Annotated in this window: 15 protein-coding genes and 1 riboswitch; of the genes, 6 read left to right on the top strand and 9 right to left on the bottom strand. The window is 65.5% G+C overall.

The features are described 5' to 3' along the window. Positions 1 to 13: 13 nt before the first annotated feature. Positions 14 to 3,043 (top strand): glycosyl hydrolase family 28-related protein, encoded by a 3,030-nt coding sequence (locus HMPREF9710_RS05070; protein WP_005664481.1) that lies wholly within the window; start codon positions 14 to 16, stop codon positions 3,041 to 3,043. A 9-nt stretch (positions 3,044 to 3,052) separates the two neighbouring features. After that, positions 3,053 to 3,820 carry a ThuA domain-containing protein gene (locus HMPREF9710_RS05065; RefSeq protein ID WP_005664479.1) on the top strand — a complete coding sequence of 256 codons (768 nt, stop codon included), beginning with the start codon at positions 3,053 to 3,055 and terminating at the stop codon, positions 3,818 to 3,820. On the opposite strand, the gene HMPREF9710_RS05060 is transcribed toward HMPREF9710_RS05065, so the two are convergent. The 5 genes from HMPREF9710_RS05060 to HMPREF9710_RS05040 are packed head-to-tail and all read right to left on the bottom strand — an operon-like array spanning position 3,821 to position 12,451. Beyond that, positions 3,821 to 5,257 carry a PepSY domain-containing protein gene (locus HMPREF9710_RS05060; RefSeq protein WP_005664477.1) on the bottom strand — a complete coding sequence of 479 codons (1,437 nt, stop codon included), beginning with the start codon at positions 5,255 to 5,257 and terminating at the stop codon, positions 3,821 to 3,823. It abuts the gene before it with no gap. Next, positions 5,258 to 7,342 (bottom strand): TonB-dependent receptor, encoded by a 2,085-nt coding sequence (locus HMPREF9710_RS05055; RefSeq protein ID WP_005664476.1) that lies wholly within the window; start codon positions 7,340 to 7,342, stop codon positions 5,258 to 5,260. It lies immediately after the preceding gene. Next, a complete protein-coding gene (locus tag HMPREF9710_RS05050) occupies positions 7,342 to 7,659 on the bottom strand; it encodes a hypothetical protein (RefSeq protein ID WP_005664474.1) in 318 nt (105 codons plus the stop codon). The genes HMPREF9710_RS05055 and HMPREF9710_RS05050 overlap by 1 nt, the downstream gene beginning before the upstream one ends. Beyond that, positions 7,656 to 8,099, bottom strand: coding sequence for a MotA/TolQ/ExbB proton channel family protein (locus HMPREF9710_RS05045; protein ID WP_005664472.1), 444 nt, complete (start codon positions 8,097 to 8,099; stop codon positions 7,656 to 7,658). The genes HMPREF9710_RS05050 and HMPREF9710_RS05045 overlap by 4 nt, the downstream gene beginning before the upstream one ends. After that, on the bottom strand, positions 8,096 to 12,451 hold the full coding sequence (locus HMPREF9710_RS05040) for a cobaltochelatase subunit CobN (protein WP_005664470.1): 4,356 nt from the start codon (positions 12,449 to 12,451) through the stop codon (positions 8,096 to 8,098). The genes HMPREF9710_RS05045 and HMPREF9710_RS05040 overlap by 4 nt, the downstream gene beginning before the upstream one ends. A gap of 178 nt (positions 12,452 to 12,629) precedes the next feature. After that, positions 12,630 to 12,849, bottom strand: a riboswitch (cobalamin riboswitch). Between the two features lie 180 nt (positions 12,850 to 13,029). On the opposite strand from HMPREF9710_RS05040, the gene HMPREF9710_RS05030 reads away from it, so the two are divergent. Continuing rightward, positions 13,030 to 14,280 carry an ROK family transcriptional regulator gene (locus HMPREF9710_RS05030; protein WP_005664466.1) on the top strand — a complete coding sequence of 417 codons (1,251 nt, stop codon included), beginning with the start codon at positions 13,030 to 13,032 and terminating at the stop codon, positions 14,278 to 14,280. Positions 14,281 to 14,428: 148 nt separating this feature from the next. Here the strand turns inward: HMPREF9710_RS05030 and HMPREF9710_RS05025 are convergent, their stop codons facing one another. Further along, positions 14,429 to 15,043, bottom strand: a complete 615-nt coding sequence (locus HMPREF9710_RS05025) for an HNH endonuclease (protein ID WP_005664464.1) — start codon at positions 15,041 to 15,043, stop codon at positions 14,429 to 14,431. A 102-nt stretch (positions 15,044 to 15,145) separates the two neighbouring features. Here HMPREF9710_RS05025 and istA point away from each other — a divergent pair, with 102 nt between their 5' ends. Next, positions 15,146 to 16,225: an IS21 family transposase gene (gene istA / locus HMPREF9710_RS05020; protein ID WP_005663623.1), complete on the top strand. Its 1,080-nt coding sequence runs from the start codon at positions 15,146 to 15,148 to the stop codon at positions 16,223 to 16,225. Further along, complete coding sequence (gene istB / locus HMPREF9710_RS05015; RefSeq protein ID WP_005663619.1) at positions 16,222 to 17,007, top strand: IS21-like element helper ATPase IstB; 786 nt, start codon at positions 16,222 to 16,224, stop codon at positions 17,005 to 17,007. Before istA ends, istB begins: the two co-directional genes overlap by 4 nt. A gap of 36 nt (positions 17,008 to 17,043) precedes the next feature. Here istB and HMPREF9710_RS28375 read toward each other — a convergent pair whose 3' ends face one another. The 3 genes from HMPREF9710_RS28375 to HMPREF9710_RS05000 form a co-directional block, all read right to left on the bottom strand. Continuing rightward, positions 17,044 to 18,552: a reverse transcriptase/maturase family protein gene (locus tag HMPREF9710_RS28375; protein WP_051205019.1), complete on the bottom strand. Its 1,509-nt coding sequence runs from the start codon at positions 18,550 to 18,552 to the stop codon at positions 17,044 to 17,046. Positions 18,553 to 19,193: 641 nt separating this feature from the next. Further along, positions 19,194 to 19,697, bottom strand: coding sequence for a single-stranded DNA-binding protein (gene ssb, locus HMPREF9710_RS05005; protein WP_005664461.1), 504 nt, complete (start codon positions 19,695 to 19,697; stop codon positions 19,194 to 19,196). 170 nt (positions 19,698 to 19,867) lie between these two features. After that, positions 19,868 to 20,521, bottom strand: coding sequence for an LbetaH domain-containing protein (locus HMPREF9710_RS05000; protein ID WP_005664460.1), 654 nt, complete (start codon positions 20,519 to 20,521; stop codon positions 19,868 to 19,870). A 113-nt stretch (positions 20,522 to 20,634) separates the two neighbouring features. Between HMPREF9710_RS05000 and HMPREF9710_RS04990 the strand changes: the two genes are divergently transcribed. Then, a protein-coding gene (locus HMPREF9710_RS04990) for an IS3 family transposase (RefSeq protein WP_229409725.1) occupies positions 20,635 to 21,884 on the top strand; the annotation gives its coding sequence in 2 pieces (ribosomal slippage) (positions 20,635 to 20,920 and positions 20,920 to 21,884; 1,251 coding nt in all). Positions 21,885 to 21,983 lie beyond the last annotated feature (99 nt).

Below are 21,983 nucleotides of genomic sequence, written 5' to 3'. Positions count from 1 at the left end.
GAGGAAAAGATCAATGATGACAACTCTTTCCGTATTTCCGCGCCTTCTCGCGCTGTCGTTCCTGCTGGCCGGCGCCGCGAACGCCGCCTCCATCTCGGCCTACCAGACCATGCCCGAAGACCCACGCGCCGTCGTGGTACGCGCCACGGGTGACGGCCAGGCCGACGACACGGCCGCGATCCAGCAAGCGCTGGACGCCGCCGCCAACAAAAGCCAGGGCGGCATCGTGTTTCTGCCCTCGGGCCGCTATCGCATTACCCGCTCGCTGCTGATTCCGCTGGCCGTGCGCCTGTATGGCGTCGGACCGACCCGTCCCGTGTTCGTGCTGGCCGAGAACACGCCCGGCTACCAAAAGGGCGTGGCCAATATGGTCATCTTCACCGGCGGCGACCAGTACAGCGTCGGCAAGGTGCCGATGCCGGTGCCGAGCGCGGTGCCGTTCAGCGCGGAGGAAGGCAAGGCGGTCCGTAACGCCAACTCCTCGACCTTCTATTCGGCGCTGTCGAACGTCGACTTCGAGATCAAGGACGGCAACCCGGCCGCGGCCGCGGTGCGCATGCACACGGCCCAGCACTCGAACCTGAGCCATATCGATTTCCACCTGGGTTCCGGCCTGGCCGGCGTCTACCAGGTCGGCAACGTGGCCTACAACCTGCGCTTCTACGGCGGCCGCTACGGCATCCTGAGCGAGAAGACCTCGCCCGCCTGGCAGTTCACGCTGATGGATTCGACGTTCGAGGGCCAGCGCGACGCGGCGATCCGCGAGCACGAGGCCAGCCTCACGATGATCAACACGGAAATCAGGGACACCCCGGTCGGCGTCGAGATCAACCGTGGCTATGGCGACTGGTTGTGGGGCAAGGACGTGCGCTTCGAGAACGTCAGCAAGGCTGCGCTCATCGTCAGCAACGAAGACAATGTCTATACCCAGGTCGGCATGGAGAATGCCATCGCGCGCAACGTGCCGACCTTCGTGCGCTTCCGCGACAGCGGAAAGACGCTGGCCGGCAAGGGCCGCGACTACGCCGTCAGCGAATTCAACTACGGCCTGTTCATCAAGCAGATGGGCGAGCCGGGCACGTTCTCCACCCATTACAAGACAGCTGCGCTGCCTGCCAACCCGACGACGACGCGCGCCCTGCGCCCGCTGCCGGCCTCGAAGGAGTGGGCCAACGTGCATACCTACGGCGCGAAAGGCGACGGCAAGACCGACGACACGGCGGCGATCCAGAAGGCGATCGACGCCAATCGCGTGGTCTACCTGCCGCTGGGCTTCTACGTCGTCAACGACACCATCCGCATGCGGCCCGACACCGTGATCATCGCCCTGCACCCGGGCCTGACCCAGCTCCTGCTGCCAAACGGCTCGCCCAGGTTCCAGGGCGTCGACAGCCCGAAGGCGCTGCTGGAGAGCGCGCGCGGCGGCGAAGGCATCGTGTCCGGCATCGGCCTGGCGACCGGCGAGATCAACAACCGCGCGGTGGCGCTGCTGTGGCGCGCCGGCGAGCACTCGCTGGTGGACGACGTGCGCATCCAGGGCGGCCACGGCACCCGCCTGTACGACGGCCGGCGCGCCGATCCGTACCAGAAGGACGCCAAGTTCGACACCACCGCGCACTGGGACCGCCAGTATCCGAGCGTGTGGGTGACCGATGGCGGCGGCGGCACCTTCTCCGGCATCTGGTCGCCCAGCGGCTATGCCCAGGCCGGCTTCTACGTGACCAATACCAAGACGCCGGGCAAGGTCTACGAGCTGTCGGCCGAACACCATATCCGCGCCGAGATCGTGCTGGACAATGTGGAGAACTGGGAATTCCTGGCGCCGCAGACCGAGGAAGAGATCCGCGACGGCGCCGATGCGGTGTCGCTGGAGATTCGCAACTCGAAGAACCTGCTGTTTGCGAACTACCACGGCTACCGCGTGACGCGCTCGTACAAGCCGATGCCGGCCGCGATCCTGATCACCAATTCCAGCGACATCCGCTTCCGCAACGTCCACGTGAATGGCGAGAGCGGCTTCGCCACCTGCGACGACAATGGCTGCACCACCTATCTGCGCGCCAGCAAGTTCGCCTACGAGAACGCGATCCGCGACGTCACCAACAAGCTGGAAGTGCGCGAGCGCGAGTTCGCCGTGTTCGACTACACCGGCAAGCAGCGCAAGGCGCCCGCCCCGCTGGGCAAGGTCGACAAGCTGGAAGGCGGCTTCTATTCGATCGCCGGCACCACCGTCGACCCCAAGGGCAAGCTGTATTTCGTCGACCGCCACTGGAAACGCATCTACAGCTACACGAAGGACGAGGGCCTGGTCGTGGTGCGCGACGCCCCGCTCGACCCGGTCAACCTGGCCATCGACGACAGCGGCAACCTGATGGTGATCTCGAACTACGGCCCGCAGGCCAGCGTGTATGCCTTCAAGCCGGGCACGCCGGGAACGGAGATCACGATGATCAAGCCGACCCCGGTCGCGCCTCGCCAGGGCGCGCGGGTCGCGGTGCCGGTCAACTTCTGGCAGAACGGCGAATTCAAGGACCAACTCGACTACGACACCTTCGAATTCACGACCCTGGCCGAGATGTTCGCGCGCGACGTCGCCCTGCCGAAGAAGGAAGAATACGTGTCGCCCGACGGCAGCCTGGTGCTGCCCGCCTACCGCGTGCTGCGCCAGGGCGCGGCGGACCACCTGGGCTGGCGCTGGGCCGATTCGCTGCAGGCCTTCGGCTTCGTCACGGCGCCGGTGGGCCAGCGCGTGGTGTTCACCAACGGCTCCGAGAACCGCACCTTCAGCGGCGCCGTCAACGCGGGCGGCGGCATCACCGACCTTAAGCTGCTGGCCAACCGCGGCGGCGAGAGTGCGGCGGTCGGCCCGAACGGCGACGTCTACGTGGCCAACGGCCAGGTCTTCATCTATGGCAAGGATGGCAAGCAGAAGGGCCGCATCGACGTGCCGGAGCGGCCCTTGCAGCTGATCTTCGGCGGACCCGACAAGCGCACCTTGTTCATCCTGACCCACCACTCGCTGTACTCGACCCGCATCGACTGAGGAGAATCCATGGGACGCATGACAACGCTGCTGGGCGCCGTCGTCTTGACGACGGCGGCGTCGCACGGCCTGGCCGAAGACCAGTTCAAGCTGCTGGTCCTGGCCACGCCCGGCAAATACCACTACGAATACATCCCGATCGCGCGCGACAACCTGGAACGCCTGGCCAAGCTGCACGCGTTCGCGCTGACCTACACCAACAAGACGCAGGTATTCGAAGGCGACCTGAAACAGTATGCCGCCGTGATGTTCCTGAACACGCCGGGCGAGGAATTGAACCCCGCCCAGCGCGCCAACTTCGAGGAGTATATGCGCGGCGGCGGCAATGCCGTCGTGGTGCACCGCGCGGCGATCGCCAGGCCGAACGACTGGGTCTGGTTCGAGAAGATGGTGGGCCGCACGGTCGGCCTGCATCCGAAGCTGCAGACCGGCGTGGTGACCGTTGTCGACAAGCGTTTCCCCGCCACCTTCGGCCTGCCCGAGCGCTGGGTCTGGAGCGACGAGTTCTACACCTTCACCAATCCCTACAGCGTGACGATCAACCCGGTGCTGAACGTGGACGAGTCGAGCTACGACCCGACCCTGATCTGGCCGGGGCAGACGGTGAAGGGCATGGGCAAGGAGCACCCGATCGCCTGGCACCACCAGCACGAGAAGGGCCGCGTGTTCGTCACCACGCTCGGACACAATGGCGAGATGTACCGCGACCCGCAATACCTGGGCCACCTGCTGGGCGGGATCTACTGGGCCGCGACCGGCCGCGGCCAGCAGCGCTGATCATCCTTTCGTCAAGCGCCGCCAGCCCAGCACCAGGCCGCTGAAGGTCAGGGCAAAGCCCAGCACGCACAGGACGATCACGACCACGTCCCACACCGGCCTGGTGCGCAGGAAGGCGAAGTCGAGCTGGTGCAGGCCGTTGAATAGCCAGCGGTCCCAGCGCTTGTCGCGGTCGACGTAGCCGGCCAGGCGGCCCTGGGCCGGGTCGATGTAGAACACCGGCGCGTCAGGCAGGTCGAAGCGCGCGCGCAAGACCGGAAAGGCCACTGCGCGGTGATGGCTGTAGTAATAATCGTCCGGTCCGGTGAGGAGTTCCGCCTGCAATGGCGCGCCGGGGCGGATTGCCTGCGCGGCATGCAGCAGCACGTCCTGCGGCACGCCAGGCACGGCGGTGCTGTTGCGCGCGTCGACCAGCTTGCGTCGTTCGCGGCCGAGCGCGTTCAGATACAGCTTGCCGCCCACGCGGCGCCATTCCAGCTCCAAGGCGCCGGGATGCGCGCGCAGCAGCGCGGCCGCATCCAGCGCCAGGTCGTCGCTGTCGAGTGCACCGCCGGCGAACGCCTGCCGGTCTTGCGCGGTGACGCCGCCGCCGGCCGGAAAGCCGAACGGCCCGACCGACAGCCAGCCGCTGAACAGCCAGGTGATGACCAGCACACCGACGCCCAGGCCCAGCCAGTGGTGCCAGGCTTTCCAGCCCGTATACGGCGACATCCTGCCGCCGGCATAGCGCCGCCCCGTGCGTAGCCGCAGGCGCAGGAGGCTGATCGCCATGCCGGTCACGGCCAGCACCAGGGCCACGCCGGACGTCCACATCACGGCCTGGCGCCAGGCTTCATTGTGCTGGCGCAGCGGCGTCACGTAGAGCCAGTGGATGACGGAGCCGGCCCAGTTCCAGGCGCGCTCGCTGCGGGTCGTGTCGCGCACCAGCTCCCCGGTGCGGCCGGACACGTACAGGATGCTGCCGGCGCCATCGTCGGCGGCAACGCGGTACAGGGGCCGGTGCGCGCGCACGGCGCCGAAAGTCCATTGGTCCAGTTCGATCTTGTCGACCGCCAGCGAACGCGCATCAGGCGCCGCGCTGCGCGCGCTGCTCGAGACGATCAGGTAGTTTACTTCCAGCGGCGCCCCGCTGTCGGCCCATGCCGAATGCCAGCTGCCTTCGTGCTGGAAGTGCCACGCGGGGCGGCCCGCCACGGTGTTCAGGCGCACCGCATCCGGCGCGGGGGCGCCGATCCCGGTCCATGCTTCAGCGGCCGTGACCTGCACCCGGTCGGGATCGAGCGGCGCCAGCCAGCCCATGCGCTCCTGTTCCGTCAGCTCGGGATACGGCACGTACATCATGACGATGCCGGAACCGAACCACAGCAGCACCAGCAGGCCGATCGCGATGCCCAGCCAGCGGTGCCACCAGTAGAGCTGGCGCTTCCAGGAACTCACCTAGTAACGCCAGTGGACGGTCAGCTCGGCATGACGCTCGTCGCCCAGCAGGTATTGCGAAGAGCCGTACGAGGTGATCGCATACAGCTTGTCGGTCAGGTTGCGTACGTTGAGCTGCAGCTGCACGTTGCGGCTCAGCGCCCAGCCGAGCGAGGCGTCCAGCGTGGTGTAGGCCGGCAAGGCCTGGGTGTTGGCATTGCTGATGAAGCGTTCGCCCACGTAGCGCAGGCCGGCGCTCGTGCGCCAGTCGCCGGCGCGGTGCGTTAGCCACAGGTTCGAAGAAACCTTCGGCACGTCGGCCGGGCGATTGCCGGCGCGCGAGACGTTGCCCGCCTCCAGCAGTTCGTCGAACTCGGCATCCGTATAGGCCAGGTTGGCATCCATGCGCCATCCGGGGGCCAGGCTTACGCTGGCGCTCACTTCCGCGCCCCGCGAGGTCTGCGAGCCGCCCTGCCTCGATAGCGCCGGATTGTCAGGGTCGCGCGTGATGATGTCGTCCTTCCTGATCCGGTACAGCGCCGCCGTCCACTCGGCCAGGCCGCCGGCCAGCATCTGCTTGACGCCCCCCTCGACCTGGCGCGCATCGGTCAGCTTGAACCTGCTGTTGGCCAGGGTCATCGACAAGAGGCTCGTCACCGGATCGCTGCCGGTGCTGACCTGGCCGTAGAGCGAGGTGTCCGGCGCCAGCTTCCAGCTCGCGCCGACCCGGACCGAATTGGCGCGCAGGGTCGTGCCAAAATGGCCGCTGTCGGCCAGCAGGTTGCGGCGGCCGATCTGGTAGCGGTCATGGCGTGCGCCCGCCGTCAGGAGCAGGCGTTCATTCACACGATACGCGTCCTCCAGGTAGAAGGCATGGGTGGTGGTGTCGGTCGCGAAGTTCGGGCGGAACGGGTCCGGCGTGTCCCAGAAGCTGCCCGGGTCGAAGCCGGTCGGCGCCACCGTCGATGCGCCGCCATAGGGCGAGTTATTGATGTGCCGGAAGTTGATGGTCGACGCTTCCCAGCCGGCCACGACCTGGTTGGCGCCGGTCTTCCAGCGCGCCTCCAGGCGGTTCGCGGTCTGCTCCTGGTCGTGGCGGATGCCGATGTAGTCGCTGCGCTCCACCACGTCGCGCATGGCGTCGTAGGCGTACGACTCGATATTGCGCCAGTCGCGACGCGACGTGAAGTAAGCCAGTTCGTTGCTGATCTCCAGGTTCGGCGCCGGTTGCCAGTGCAGGCGCGCGACGGCCTTGTCGTCGACGAAACGCAGCACGGCGTCGCCGGCATTGTAGTTCTGGTCGCGCAGCCGTTCGGCCAGGCCGCCGTTCACCAGTGGCGTGCCGAAGTAGCGGATCGGCTCTTGTTCGGCATGATCGAGCTGGGCGTACAGGGTCACGCCGGGCGCCAGGGTCGTCGTCATGCTGGTCAGGATCTTGCCGTGGCGGGATTCGCCGCGGTCGATGAAGCCGTCGCTGCGGCCGGCATAGGCGTCGATGCGGAAGGCGCCCTGCTCGCCCAGCGCACCGGTGGCGCCGATGCCGGCGCGTAGAGACTCGCCGCCGCCGATGCCGCCCAGGATCTCGAGCGAGGATGCGCGCCGCGGCGCCTTGCGCACGGCGTTGATGACGGCGCCGGTGGCGCCGCTGCCCTGGACGACCGAACCGGGCCCGCGCAGTACCTCGATCGTCTCGTAGCCCCAGGGATCGGCCGGATAGGCCGCAGTGCTGGAACCGACCAGCAGGCGCTGGCCATTTTCCAGCATCGCGATCGCGTTGTTGCCGTTGAAGCCGCGCGCCGAATAGCTGATGCCGCTGCCGGGCGAGCTGCTGTCGGTCACGCCGGTGCTGCGGGTCACCGCATCCTTGACCAGCAGGTCGCCACGCGCGGCGATGGTGGCGGCGCTAAGGCTCTCGGCGCTGGCGGGCAGGTCGAGCGCACTGATGTCCAGGCGGCTGCCGGTGGTGTTCTGGCGGTCGAGTGCCAGGCCTTCTTCACCGGCCGCGCCGCGAATGGTCACGGTGGGAAGGTCTTGTGCGAAGGCGCCGGCGGCGCACAGCAGGGCGACGACCGCGGCGAGCGGGCGGGGTGGGAAAACGGTGTTCATTATTTGTTCCTGGTTTGCACGGGTTCGATCAGCACCAGCTGGCCGGTCGCGGGATCGCGATAGACTTCGCCGACGCGGTCGTAGCCGCTGCCGTCCTGGGTCACGCCGCTGGCGGGACGCTCGATCTGGCGGCCCTTCTCCACCGGCTGCGGGGTTTTCAGGGCCCCTTGCGCGCCGGCGATGGCGGCGATCAGGCCGCAGGCGAACACCAGCATCACGTCGACCAGGTTGACGAGGCTGGCGCGCGGATCTTCGTCGCTCTGGTCGAAGCGCGCGTCGAGGTGGCGGTACAGCCGCAGTCTGCCGCGCCCACTCATGGCTGCGGCTCCATCGCGTCCAGCGTCTCTTCATACCAGCGGCGGCGCAGCTTGCCGATCACCAGGCCGCCGATGCCGGCCACCAGGCCCAGCACGGTGGCGTCGAAAGCGACGGTCACGGCGCTGGCCAGCTTGGCGGGGTCGCCTTCGCCCAGCGCCGCCAGGCCCGGTCCGAGCGGGATGATGGTGGCCATCAGGCCCAGCATCGGCGGGATGCGCGCCAGCAGGTCGGCGCGTTCCAGACGGTGGCGGGCAATGCGCTGCACCGCCTCGACGTCGCCGCTGGCGCGCAGCCTGGCCAGGCCGTGGAAGCGTTCGCCGACGGCGATGCCGGATTCGACCAGCGCGATCGCGCAGCCGGCCAGCAGCGCCACCAGGGATGGCGCGAGCAGCCAGCTGACGGCGTCGTGCAGCCAGGCATAGGAAAGGGTTTCGATCATGGATGACTCCTGAGAGGTTGAGGGATGTGCCGGCCGCGCCACAGGCCGAGCGAGAACAGGGCGAGGCAGGCGGCCAGGATGGCCAGCACCTGCACGATGCGCAGCGCGGCGGGCTGCGCGGGTTCTGGTTGCTGTTTCAGTTCATAGACGCGCATCGGTTCGGGTTCCGGCGCGGGCGCTGCCGGTTCTGCCGTCTCGCCGGCGTCAGGTGCGATAGCTTGCTGCGCCGGGACGGCGACGGAGGGGACGGACGTCGCCACTGCCGGCAGCAGCTCGCCACGCGCCTTGGCAAGCGTCACGCCGAGCTTTTGCGCATCCGCGCCATCCAGTTGCGGCGCCAGCCAGCCCCACATCGGATGATCCGGCGCCGTATGGCCGCTGCCCGGCAAGCCATTGGCCGCCACCAGGCGCGCCAGCTCTCCGCCCAGGCGGCGGATGGCCTCGGGATCGGTCTTCCAGTAGCCCTTCTCGGCCGCCACCATGAACACCGCCAGCATGTGCGCCTTCACGTGCGCGTTGTGCCGCTGTCCCAGGAATTCGGGCAGGCCGAGCTTGTGCCGGTCGTCGAAGTAGACGGCCTTCACTTCGTCCCAGGCCCAGTTCTTGACCAGGTCGGGCCGCGTCACCTGCCAGCCCCACAGGTTTTCGATGAACTCCTGGCCCATGGTGCGCGCGCCGGAATAGCCGTTGTCCATCAATGGCCGCAGCCAGGCCGGGTTCAGGAAACGCCCGCGCAGCTCGCCCAGCAGGGCGCTGGCGAGCGGCTCGACGTCGGCCTGGCCGGGCCGCGAGTGCTGCAGAATCAGCGCATCCGGCACGCGCCCGGTGCGCGTCTCGACCGCCAGCGACAGGCCGCCCAGGTAGTCGAAGGCGTCGTTGTTGTCGAGCAGGCCATACAGGTTGCTGGCGCGGCCATGATAGGTGCGATGGATGCCGTCCAGCGCCACGTCGAAGGCGCGGTGGCTGGAGGCGCCTTCGGCATCGAGGCCATAGGCGTGGCCCATGCGGTTACGGTAGGCGCGGCCGATCTCCTCGCGCTCGCGCCAGGCGCCCGAGCGCTCGGTCAGGCGGTTCACGCCGGCGCCGTAGGCGCCCGGGGCGTCGCCGAACACGCGCAGCGCCGCGGCCCGTCCTGCTTCGCTCGCCGCCATGCCATCGGCCAGCAGCGCCCGCTGGCGCGTCAGCCACTCGCGCGCCACACGGTTGCCGCTTGCCGCTTCGCGGCCCCACACGGCGCCTTCGATCGGCGCCAGCGCCGCCTGCAGGGCGTCGCGCAAGGACGGGTCCTGTTCGACCAGCGTCTGCGCCGACGCCGCCAGCGCCAGCCGGCCGGCGCGGTCGATCAGGCGGATCAGATTCGGGTACAGGTCGCGGAACAGGCCGGAGGTGGTGACCACCGCATCGCGCCGGACGGCGCCGGGCGTGAGCTTCACGTCGGTGACGATGCCGCGCGCATTCCACACCGGCTCGGCGCCCATCATCGCCAGCGCGAAGCCGACCATCACCCCTTCGTCGCGCACGGCGTCGGACGCCCACAGGATGATGCCTTCGCTGCCCTCGCCCACTTTGTCGCGGTCAAGCGCCTTGCCTGCCATCTGCCGGCCCAGGCCATAACCCAGGCGGGTCGGCAGGATGTCGCCGTCGACGGCGTGGAAGTTGCGGCCCGTCGGCAGCGCCTCGGGCGAGCGCAGCGGATCGTTGCCCTTGCCCGGCTCGATGTAGCGGCCATCCAGGCCGGCCAGCAATGCCGCCATCTCGCGCCGCGGCGAGTCGCGCAGTTGATGGGCGACGTCGGGATCGTCGATGCCGCTCTTCTTCATCGAATCGAGCATCAGCTCGAGCGACTCACTGCTCCACGGCCGGCCGAACACGTGCAGGCCATGGGGCATGAATTTCTCCTGCAGCTTGGTCAGATAGTGGCCGATCTCGTGCGCCAGCAGGTCGTCGTCGGCCGCGTCGAAACCGATGCCGCGCACCTCCAGCACGTCGGACATCGACGCTTCCAGTTCGGCGCGCAGGTTCAGGGCCACGACCCGCTCGCGCATCAGCTGCGCGGCCTGGGTCTTGAGCGATTCGGACGATGCGGCTTCAAAACTCTCGACGATCTGGCGCAGCGACAGCAGTTCGTCGTACAGCGGCGTGGTGGCCAGCGGCGGCGTCAGGTGGTCGACGATGATGGCCAGGCCGCGGCGCTTGGCCTGCGTGCCTTCGCCGACGCCGTCGACGATATACGGGTAGATGCCCGGCAGGTCGCTCGCGATCAGGCTCGGATAGTCGTCGCTCGACAGGCCGACGGCCTTGCCCGGCATGAATTCATAGGTCGAGTGGCGCCCCACGTGCACCACGGCGTCGGCCCTGAAGCGGTCGCGGATCCAGTGGTAGAAGCCCAGGAACTGATGCGGCGGCGTGATGCTGGTGTTCGCGTGCAGCAGTTCCTCGTCCACTTCCCAGCCGCGCGGCGGCTGCGGGCCGATGAAGACGTTGCCGAATACCAGTCCCGGCACCAGCATCTTGCCGCCATCCACCATCACTTTGCCCGGCGCCGGGCCCCAGCCGCGCATGCCTTCGATGCCGTAGCCGATCAGGCGTCGGTAGAGGGGCGCCAGCGCCTTGCAGGGCCGTGGCCTGGCTTCATCGAGGCAGGCAAAGTAGCCTTCTTCCAGCGCATGCAGGTCGCGCGTGGCCTGCTCGCGCTGCGGATGGTCGACGCCCTCGACCAGGTGCAGCAGCTCCTCGATCACGGTCTCGGCCTGCTTGCGGCCCAGCGCGCGCTCGCCGGCCTTCTCGGCCGCCAGCACGTCGGCATGCAGGCGGCCCAGCAGGCCGTCCTGCATCTCGCCCCGCACCCGCGGCGACAGGGTCGCGAACCAGCGCGCGTAATCCTGCGCCGTGACGCCGTTGACGGCGCCGGCCATCTCGCGCAGGGCGGCGCGGTCTTCCGGCAGGTTGACGCCGTGCGCCATGATCATGTCGAGCAGCGCCTCGGGCGAGGCCGGCAGTTCGCCGACCGTGTAGCCGGCCGCCTTGAGGGCATGCAGCATCCCGAACAGCGAGTCCGGCACGTTGAGGTTATCGGCGCCGATGTTCTGGCGGCCCGGCGGATGGTTGTAGTAGACCATCGCGATCTTCTTGTCGGCGTTCGCTTTGGCGCGCAGCGCCAGCCAGCGCGCCACGCGGCCCGACAGGCGGTCGACTTCAGCCGGCAGCACCACGGGCGGGCGGTTCTCGATGCCGGTCTGGGGGTCGCGCCGGGCCTGGCCCAGGGCCGCCACCACCATCGGCTGGCCGATGCCCTGCAGTTCGGGCAAGGCCACGCGGTACTGGACCGAATCGGGCGGCAGGCCGTCGGGCGATAGCTGCCACTGCATCGCGGTGCGGTCCGACAGGCGGATCGCCTTGAACACCGGGATGTCCAGACGCTTGAAAGCCTCCGCCACCGCCTCCCGGCCCTCGGCGGCGCCGACCACGAAGTCCTGCAGCACCACCAGCGTGGCAGGCTTGGCCGGCGCGACCAGCTGCGGCAGGCGCTCGAGCGCCTCGCGCGAGGCGCCGCCCCAGCGCGTGAGCAGCTGCACGCAGGGCTGGCCCAGTTCCTCGATGCGCCGGCACAGCGCCGCGGGCACCACGCCATCCATGTTCGCCAGGTCGAGCACGACCACGGTCGGGCGGTCCTGCAGGCCGAGTTTCGACGCATTGCCCCAGGCGGCGCCGTCCTGCAGCTCGCGCTGTCCGGCGCGCAGGCGCAGGGTCGGTTCCGGCTGCGGATCGGCCAGGGGCGTGCCCGGCGCGAGCAGGTGCCGCATCAGCTCCGTGGTGTTGTCGACGCCGCCCGCCTGCCACACGCGGCGCGCGGCCAGCCAGTGGCGGGCGGCGGGATTGGCGTCGGCCGCCCGCAGCGCGGCCTGCGGCGGCGCTTCGCTGGCCAGCTGGCGCAGCAGCTCGGGCGGGAAGCCGGCCAGGCTGCCGTGGCGCGAGCGCGTCATGAGGTTCAGGGTCGCCTCGCCGTTCAGCGCCAGCACGGCGGTGCCTGGCCTGGCGTGGCGCGCCAGTGCATCCTTCATGCGCCGCGCCGGGTCGCCGAACAGCGACACCGCCAGGATGCTGTCGGCGCCGGCGATCCACTGCGCCACCTCGCGCTCGCCGGCCGCCATCAGCTGCGCCGGGGTGCGCAGCAGGATGCGGTCTCGCGGACGGCTGGCCAGGTGGCGGTGGGCGGCTTCGATCGCGCCCGGCGCGGCGCGCTCGGTGACCACGGCGAACAGGGTGGCGGCGCCGGCGTGCTGGAAGCCCGACATGCAGGCGAGCAGGAACACCAGCGCGACGCAGATGCGGACAGGGAGAAGCGTGTTCATGTGAACGTCGACCTTTCAGCTGCGCGCTTGACGCGCGCACGACAACAGGCAGCCGCCATCCTTCCACGATGAACAGGGACGCTTGCGCGCCGCGCAGGCGAGCGATCGCAGCGAATGACGCGAGCAGACAAAGAAGGAACAGCGGACAACCAACAGGCACGCCCTCACCCCGGGACGTGCGAATGCATCGTGGATGGCCGGTCTTCTGGCTCGCCGTCTTCCTTCCCCGGTCCTGCCTTCCCGTGCACGGGGCACAGTGGCGTTCGACCGGGGTCGTCAGGCTTACAGCAGCGGGGGCTGCGCCGGACTGGCGCGCGATGGCTATCGCGCACGTCACCGGCTTCCCGTTTCACCTCCCTGCAGACGAGCAGGAAGGCACCATTCACTTGATTGGGCGCGATTCTAACGCCAAGTTCGACCAGTTGTCACCGCATTATTTTTTGGCGGGCGAGCGCGAAGCGGCCCAGCGCGGCGACCAACAGCGCCCGATCGGCCCGAAAAATAAGTCGCATAGGTTTATTTAGCGGAAGGACGTATACTTACCGTCTCCCGCTGTCTTGCCCATCGAACGCCGCGCCATGCCGCCCTATAACGCACCGCCTCCCGCCTTTGACCCCGCCACCATGCCGCTGCTGCGCACCGTCGGCTCGAACCAGGTCGGCATGCGCGAGTTCAACGAGCGGGTCGTGCTGCAGGCGATCCGCACCCATGGCAGCCTGCCCAAGGCCGAAGTCGCGCGCCTGACCAATCTGAGCACCCAGACCGCCTCGGTGATCATCAACCGCCTGCTGGACGAGCAGCTGGTGGTCAAGCGCGACGCCGTGCGCGGCAAGGTCGGCCAGCCGTCGCAGCCGATCGCCCTGAATCCGGAAGGCGCGTTCTCGATCGGCATCCAGATCGGCAGGCGCGCGCTGGACGTGGTCCTGCTCGATTTCACGGGCGCGCTGCGCTGGCAGTCGTCGACGCCCTACGCCAGCCCCGACGTGGAGCAGGTGTTCGCCGCCATCGACGCCAGGCTGCGCGAGGTGGACGACTTCCTCGGCCCGGAGCTGGCCCCGCGCCTGACCGGCATCGGCCTGGCCGCCCCGCTCACGCTGGGCACCTGGCACGGCCTGGAAAGCCTGCTGCCGCATCAGGCCGAAGCCTGGCGCCGGGTCGACCTGCGCATCCGCCTGCAGGCCATGACGCCGCTGCGCGTGGACTTCGCCAAGGACACGATCGCGGCCTGCGTGGCCGAACTGGTGGCCGGCCGCGGACGCAAGCTGAAAAGCTATCTGTACGTGTTCGTGGACACCCTGGTCGGCGGCGGCCTGGTGATCGACGGCGAGCCGCACAGCGGCCAGTTCGGCAACGCCGGCGCGATCGGTTCGATGCCATTGGGCCTGGCCGGAACGGACGAACGCGGCGTGGCGCCGCAACTGCTCGGGGCGGCCTCGCTGGTGCGGCTGGAAGAGATGCTTGCGCAGGCCGGATTGGCGCCGCTGGCGTTCGGCGACGACCGCCTCTTGAGCGGCCCATGGGAAGCGGTGACCCTGCAATGGGTCGAGGAAGCCGCGAATGCGATCACCTTCGGCGTCACCGGCGCAGCCTGCCTGCTCGACCTGGACGGCGTGATCGTCGACGGCGCCGTCAGCCGCGCCCTGCTCGAACGCCTGATCGCCGCGGTGCAGGAGCAGATGACGCGCTACAGCTGGCAGGGCACCGAGCGGCCGCTGGTGATGGCGGGGACGATCGGGATGACGGCCAAGGTCATCGGCGCGGCTTATTTGCCGCTGCATGCGAACTTCGCGCCGGCGCATGGCTTGTTCCTGAAGGCGGCGCGGCGCTAGTGTCTTGAATATGCTGCACTATAAAAAAACCCTGCGAATGATGCACTCGCAGGGTTTGTCGTACCGATCAGACCGGAAATCGTAGGGTAGGGTACGTGACGCTCAAGAGTCGCCCGTTACCCTCCCTCCGAACCGGACTTGCGCATTTCTACGCATCCGGCTCTCCATCAACAGTATCAACATTTTTCCAAAACCGGTTGTCCGGGAGAGCGCCTTGGTGGAGCCTGTGGTGACAGGGTAGACACAACACCATCGTCTTTCGCTGCCGGGCGATCATCAGCTTTTGCCACATACTCTTCCCTTCGGCGATGTCCTTCATTTTCCGTACGTGGTGAACCTCGAACGGCCCCTCCTCGTCCCAGCAGTATTCACAAATGTGCGCATTCAGCCTACGCAGTAGTTCGGTCCGCCCAAGCATCCATCCCGCCTTCGGCTGAATGTCCACATAGGGGTTCTCCAGCCCTTTGTCGCCGTAGGATATGCGGCGGCGGTCCGTTAGACTGTATATCTTGAGTAATCGCGGTTTCCCATCCTTACCCTCGAACTCCAGTGCATGCGTTCCGTCGGGCTGGCGCAGTCTGCTGTACACCGCGTTGGGGGTCATGTGGCCCCATTTCCAGCCAAGAGTCCTGATCAGACTATTCAGCCATATCCACTCCACCTTGTTCAGGTAGAGTCGCGCACATCTGTTGTAGTAGTTCGCAAAGCCACGCATTTCTGCGTTGTACTGGGTCACGATTTCGTATTCTGAACATTGCGTCATCCATTTACGCGGCCAGATGTCAGCAGCGGTTGTAAACTGATACAGGCAGCGATTGAAAACTGATACACCATTTTGAGAAGATGGCCGCTTTGCGGAGCGGCCTTGAAACCCAAAGAGGTGTACGTGGAAATCCAACTACTGAAGAAGCATGGGTTAAGCCTTCGGCAGATCGCCGCCGAGGTAGGCTGTGCAGTGAACACGGTGCGCCGGCACCTGGCCCTGGAGGCCGTGCCGAAGTACGAACGCAAAGTCAAACGCCAGACGAAGCTGGCGCAGTTCGAGCAGTACCTGAGGGATCGGCAGCAAGCTGCTCAGCCCGACGTGATTCCAGCCACCGTGCTGTACCGCGAGATTGCCGCGCGCGGCTACGAGGGCGGCATGAGCCAGTTGAGGGCCTTCGTGCGCACCTTGCGCCCGGCGCCTCCCGCCGATCCGGTGGTGCGTTTCGAGACGGCGATGGGTGAGCAGCTGCAGGTGGACTGGGTCGAATTTCGTAAAGGCAGCGCGCCATTGCACGCGTTCTGCGCGACGCTCGGCTTTAGCCGGGCCAGCTACGTGGAGTTCGTCAACAACATGAAGGTGGATACCCTGATCGCCTGCCACGAGCGCGCCTTTGCAGCGTTCGGCGGCGTGACGCGGCGGGTCCTGTACGACAATATGAAGACGGTGGTACTGGAGCGCGATGCGTACGGTGAGGGCGAGCACCGCTTCCACGCCGGCTTCCTGGACTATGCCAGGCATAGCGGCTTCGTGATCAAGCTGTGCCAGCCGTACCGGGCCAAGACCAAGGGTAAGGTCGAGCGGTTCAACGGCTACCTGCGCCGATCGTTCTATGTGCCGCTGGCGAGCCGGCTGGCACAGAGCGGCCAGAAGCTCGACGTCGTGACGGCCAACGTCGAGGTGGCCCACTGGCTGCGCGAAGTGGCCAATGCGCGCATCCACGGCACGACCGGAGAACCGCCAGCCGAAGCCTTGAAGCGGGAAGTGGAGCACCTGCAAGCGCTGCCGGCACCGTGGCGGGCGGACATCGCGGCAGCCAGGCCGCAGCCGGCTGCTGCAGCACCTGCGGCGCCGCGGCCGGCAGCAGTGGTGGAGCGGATCGCGCAACCTTCTCCGGTACAGCATCCGTTGCAGGTGTATGACGCGCTGCTGGTGCGGGTATCGGAAGGGGTGGCGGCATGAACCTGCAGCATGAGCGTATCGCGGCGTTGTGCGAGAGCCTGAACCTGCCGTTCGTGGCACAGGGCTACGGCGCCGCAACCCAGAAAGCAGCGAAACAGGAGATGGCCTACAGCGACTTCCTGGAGGGGCTGCTGAGGGAGGAAGCAGCTGGGCGCAACGTGCGCAAGCAAAACACGATGACCCGTCTGGCAGGATTCCCCGTGGTGAAGACGCTGGACGAATTTAACTATGACTTCGCCAAAGGCGTAAAGCGCAGCCAAGTCGAGGAGCTGGCCGGCCTGGGATTCGTCGAGCGGCATGAGAACGTGGTACTGGTCGGGCCGAGCGGTGTAGGCAAAACGCACCTGGCGATGGCACTGGGTTACAAGGCCACGCAGGCCGGCATCAAGACGCGCTTCACGACGGCGGCCGACCTCATGCTGGCACTGACGACGGCGCATACGCAGAACAATTTGAAAGCGGTGATGCACCGCGCGATCAAGGCATATCGGCTCTTGATCATCGACGAGATAGGTTACTTGCCGATGAACCGGGAACAGGCCAACCTGTTCTTCCAGGTGATCGCGGCCTTGTATGAGCGCAGCAGCCTGATCGTGACCAGTAACCTGCCGTTCGGACAATGGGACACGACCTTTGCGCAGGATACGACGCTCACCGCGGCCCTGCTCGACCGGCTGCTGCACCATGCGCATATCGTGCCGATTGCAGGTGAGAGCTACCGGCTGAAGCACCAGCGACAGGCCGGGATGATGAGGGGGAGCGATGTTGCAGAAATGGGCTGAACACGGACGGTGTTCGGCGACGGCGGTGTATCAGTTTTAAATCGCTGGGACGACGAAATCTGTATCAGTTTTCAATCGCCGTTGACACCAGAACCCAGTCCTCCCAGCGTCATAGACACCGTATCCATGACTTCGTACAAACTTACGACATTTTTCTTCTGGCACCGAGAAGTGAATGTGCCCCGTAATTGTCCTCTTGACGGCGTGGATCGCACGTCCGCTTCTTCGGCCAACCACAGTTTTCATCCGCTTTGCTTCTCTCCGCATTTTGACCCCATAGCCGAGGAACTTGCACCCGTCCTCGAATGCACCTAGCCGGGATTTCTCCGTCGAGACTTCAAGCTTCAGTTCGCCCTCAATGAATGAGGCCACGTGAGCCATGATCCCTTTGGCTTCGTCCTTGGTGCCGGTTACCCCGATGAGAAAATCATCGGCATACCGAACATAGTGCAGCCTACGGAAGTTCGGATCGTGCATGTCGTTGGCTGGCATTGCATTGTACTGCTTGGTCAGGACCTTGATTTCCGATTGCAGTCTTCCGACCTCCTCGTCATCAATTGGTCCCTTATCCCGCAACACCGCCTGCAGTTTTGCCAGCTCGTTGTCGAGCTTTCGGTACGCTGGTGCATCAAGGTCCAGGTCTCCGTTTGGCTTCCCAGGGTACTGCTCCTTCAGAGTCGCGATCTTCTCTCGAAGATTGCTCGCTTCCTCTTCCCCCAGCGTGTCTGCCGCCCTCAGTCGCTTCCTTCTAAGGTAGGCACGGTTCTTCAGCCTTGCGTATTCCTGGTTCGGTCTCCGGCGGTGTCCCTTATTGAACTGTGCCTTCAGGCCCTGCATGAAGATATCGAGCTCGTGCAGGTAGATGTTTGCCAAAATCGGCGAAACGATCCCGCCTTGGGGTGTTCCACTGTGGGTTGCACTCCATCGCCAGTCCTCCACATACCCGGCCTTCAGAAATTTACCGAGCAACGACAGGAACGTCTCGTCCTCGATCCGCTTCCTTAGGATATCGAGCAGCTTCGTATGGTCGATGTTGTCGAAGTACCCCTTAATGTCTACTTCGCAAAACCACTTCGTGCTCTTCCAGCCGCTCCGGATGCCATCCAACGCGGTGTGGCAAGACCTGCGCGGCCTGAAACCATGGGAGTCTTCGCTGAATACTGGCTCATACAGGGCTTCCAAGATCATTCGCATGACCTCCTGTACCAGCTTGTCGTCCCCGGTTGGAATGCCCAATGGCCGCGTCTTCCCCTTCGGGTTGAGCTTGTCCTTTGGGATATGAACACGTCGTACCGGTTTGGGGCTATACGCTCCGTGCTTGATGGACTGGATCAGGTTGTTGACCCTCTCCATGCTAAAGCCGTCCAGCGTGTTGTCATCAACCCCTCGCGTTAGCGCGCCTTTGTTGGGATGGATGTTGGCGTAGGCTCGCAACCATAGGTCAGGACAAGCCCCCATGATCTTGAGTAGCTTCTTTGCCTTACAACCGTTGTGTACAGCCTTTGCTGCACCCTCGATGGCCTTAATCGTTCGATCGGACAGCACTGACTATCCTCCCTTTCAGGTCTTCATCGAGGGACCTGTTGACTGTCCCCCTTCCCCCTGAACCGCCACCTTTCGCTTTCGTTGCCGATCACTTATAGCGGGTTATCAGGTCCGGATACGTTCCTTCGGGTTCGTCCGAACTGCCGGTGCCATTGCAGCCCGACTTTGGGTACTACGAGGACTCCGTACCCATATTGGGCCGCCTATCTTCCAGGCGTCCAACTTAGGGTATCCCGAGTTCTCTTATAAACAAGATGCGTCTCGGTTAGGCTCCACTTTCGTCCTGTGAACGTACTCGTCGTACGCGCCTCGGAAGAACTTGGTAGGCGGGCGTTCTAATATCACCCGCCTATCTTCCGAACCGACGCTTCAAAGACCCTGCGTCGGTGAGATCCCGAACCCGGCTTAGGACTATGGTTCAACCAATACAGGCTTAGCCATACGGGACTTGGCATGACGGAAGCAAGGTAGGTCTTTTCCCCGCGTCTCCGCCTTTTCCCGCCATGCTGCTTTCCCCTCTCCCTTTCGGGATTACAGTTGTTACCAACGAAGGTGGGACGGGTTGCCAGTAGCTTCCCAAGTAAGCTACACTACAGGCATAAATGCCGTAAGTACTTGATTTATAAGATTAAACGGCGCACTTAGAACGGAATATCGTCATCCATATCCGAGAAGTTCGGCGCCGGTTTCGGCTGCGGACGCGCGGCCGGAGCCGGTGGCGCCTGGCGCGGAGCCGGACGCTGCGGGGCCGAGTAGTCGTCGTCCATGCCGCCGCCCATACCGCCACCCATGCTGTCGCCGCCCATACCCTGGCGACCGCCCAGCATCTGCATGTTTTCAGCGATGATGTCGGTGGCGTAGCGCTCGATGCCGTCCTTGTCGGTGTACTTGCGGGTCTGCAGGCGGCCTTCGACGTAGACCGACGAACCTTTCTTGAGGTACTGGCCCACGATCTCGGCCAGGCGGCCGAAGAAGGAGATGCGGTGCCACTCGGTCAGTTCTTTCTGTTCGCCGGTATTGCGGTCCTTCGAGCGGTAGGAAGTGGCGACCGCGATGTTCGCGATGGCGTCGCCGCTCGGCATGTAGCGGATTTCGGGATCGCGGCCGAGATTGCCGACGATGATGACCTTGTTGACTGATGCCATGATGGTTCCTTGAATGGTGTTGTGAGCCCTGACTCTGCACTTGACTAAGCGTCAGGGAACTGTGTGCTGCAACCCGATATTATGCCTGTTCAGCAGAATTTGTTCGTGGTTTTTAATGCATCAAAACGTGATAAATCCTGGCCGGTGAGCTTCCTCAATCGGACGCAATGTCAGGTCTGCGGGCCATGCTCGGCCTCGTAGGCCTTGCGGCGCTCGATCAGCTTGGCGATGGTGGCCAGCGCCGCATCCTCGTCCTGCGTCATGTCTTGAAGGAAGGCGTCGTTATTGTCGCGGATCCAGCTCAGCGGCATGTCCCACCAGGCGAGTTCGACCAGCGCGGCGCGCACTTTCTCCGAGAAACGGAAGCGGATCAGGCGCGCCGGCGAGCCGGCATAGATCCCGTACGGCTCGGAACGAAAGTTGGGCGGCAGGACGGAACGGGCGCCGATCACGCAGCCATTCTCGATCACACTGCCGCCCAGCACCATGGTCTCGTCGCCGATCCAGACGTCGTTCTTGATCACGGTATCGGCATATTGCGGCGGCGGCGCATTGCGCAAGCCCATGCCCTGGACCGAGAACATACTAGTCGAGATGGTCCGCATGTCGTGCTGGCCATTCAACAGGAAGCGCAGGCGCAAGCCGCCGGCGACGAAGCGCCCCACCGCCAGGTTCTGTTTTCCGGCATCGTACTTGGCGATGGAACCCACGCCCAATCCCGAACAGCGGCCAATGTAGAAATAACCATGGGTGGCTTCTTCGTCCAGCCAGTTACGGAAGAACCCGTGCGGGATGCTGGTGTAGCCGCCGCTCGCATACGACATGACGGTGAATTGCGCCGCCCATGGGTGGTCCGGCTGTTCGCCGCTGAAGTCTATAGTGGACCCCGAATCTGAGACGGTGGTTTAAGCTGTCGTCCGCGAAAGGATGACAGCGAATGAGTGAAGGTAAAAAACGCAGGGTGCACAGCGCCGAGTTCAAGGCCAAGGTTGGGTTGGAAGCGGTGCGTGGGGTGAAGACGGTGACGGAGATTGCGCAGGAATTCGGCGTGCATCCAGTACTGGTGGGCCAGTGGAAGAAGGAGATCCTGGAGAACGCCGGCGCCCTGTTCGACGTCAAGCGCGGGCCGAAGCCGGTGGACGAAAGCAGCCCGGAGGACAAGCTGTACAGCGAGATCGGCAAGCTGAAGATGCAGGTGGATTGGCTCAAAAAAAAGCTTGGGGAATGAGTCCGGCCGAGCGGGCACGGTGGATCGAGCGCGAGGACAAGATACCGCTGACGATGCAGTGCGAGCTGGCCGGCGTGCCGCGTTCGACCGTGTATCGGCGGCTGGAGGCGGCGGCCCGACAGGAATGCATCGAGGAGGAGGACGGCCAGCTGCGCGCCCTGATCGACGAGGAGTACACCAGCCGCCCGTTCTACGGCAGCCGGCGCATGGCGGTCTTCCTGCGAGGCCGAGAGCACCGCGTCAACCGCAAGCGCGTGCAGCGCCTGATGCGGGAAATGGGCTTGGCGGGCATGGCGCCGGGGCCGTCCACGAGCAAGCCGCACCCGCAGCACAAGGTCTATCCCTATCTGCTGCGCGGGGTGGCGGTCACGCGGCCGAACCAGGTGTGGAGTACGGACCTGACGTACATTCGGCTGGCGCGCGGCTTTGCCTACCTGGTGGCGGTCATCGATTGGTACTCGCGTCGTGTGCTGGCCTGGCGCATCAGCAACAGCATGGACGCGTCGTTCTGCGTGGACTGTCTGGAGGAGGCATTGCGCCACCACGGCAAGCCCGAGGTATTCAACAGCGACCAGGGCTCGCAGTTCACCAGTGACGCCTTTACCAGCGTGCTCAAGCGCGAAGGCGTGGCCATCAGCATGGATGGGCGAGGACGGGCGCTGGACAACATCTTCGTCGAGCGCCTGTGGCGCAACGTGAAGTACGAGGACGTGTACCTGAAGGGCTACGCCAACATGGCCGAGCTGACAGTCGGCCTGGCACAGTACTTCGCGTTTTACAACGCCGAGCGTCCACACCAGGCGCTGGGCTACGAGACGCCAGATCATGTCTACCGTGCCGGTGTTGGAGGAGGTGCGTTGATCGTCGACAAGTTCGGCGACGCGGACCAAGAGCCGGAGAAAAACGGCGGAACGGGGCAGCGCCGGGCAGCTGCTGAAGTGGAAATGGACACAGCTTAAACTAGCCGGCTGAGTGTCTTGACTGATGGGTCCACTTTAGTCGTCTTCGGTAAAAATCTGCATTGCACAAGCCCTCGCCCAAAGAAGTAAATTGTAACC

The sequence above is a fragment of the Massilia timonae CCUG 45783 genome (genome assembly GCF_000315425.1).
Lineage (GTDB): Bacteria > Pseudomonadota > Gammaproteobacteria > Burkholderiales > Burkholderiaceae_D > Telluria > Telluria timonae.
The sequence above is the reverse complement of the archived record's forward strand: the minus strand, read 5'-3'. Positions and strand labels throughout refer to the sequence as shown.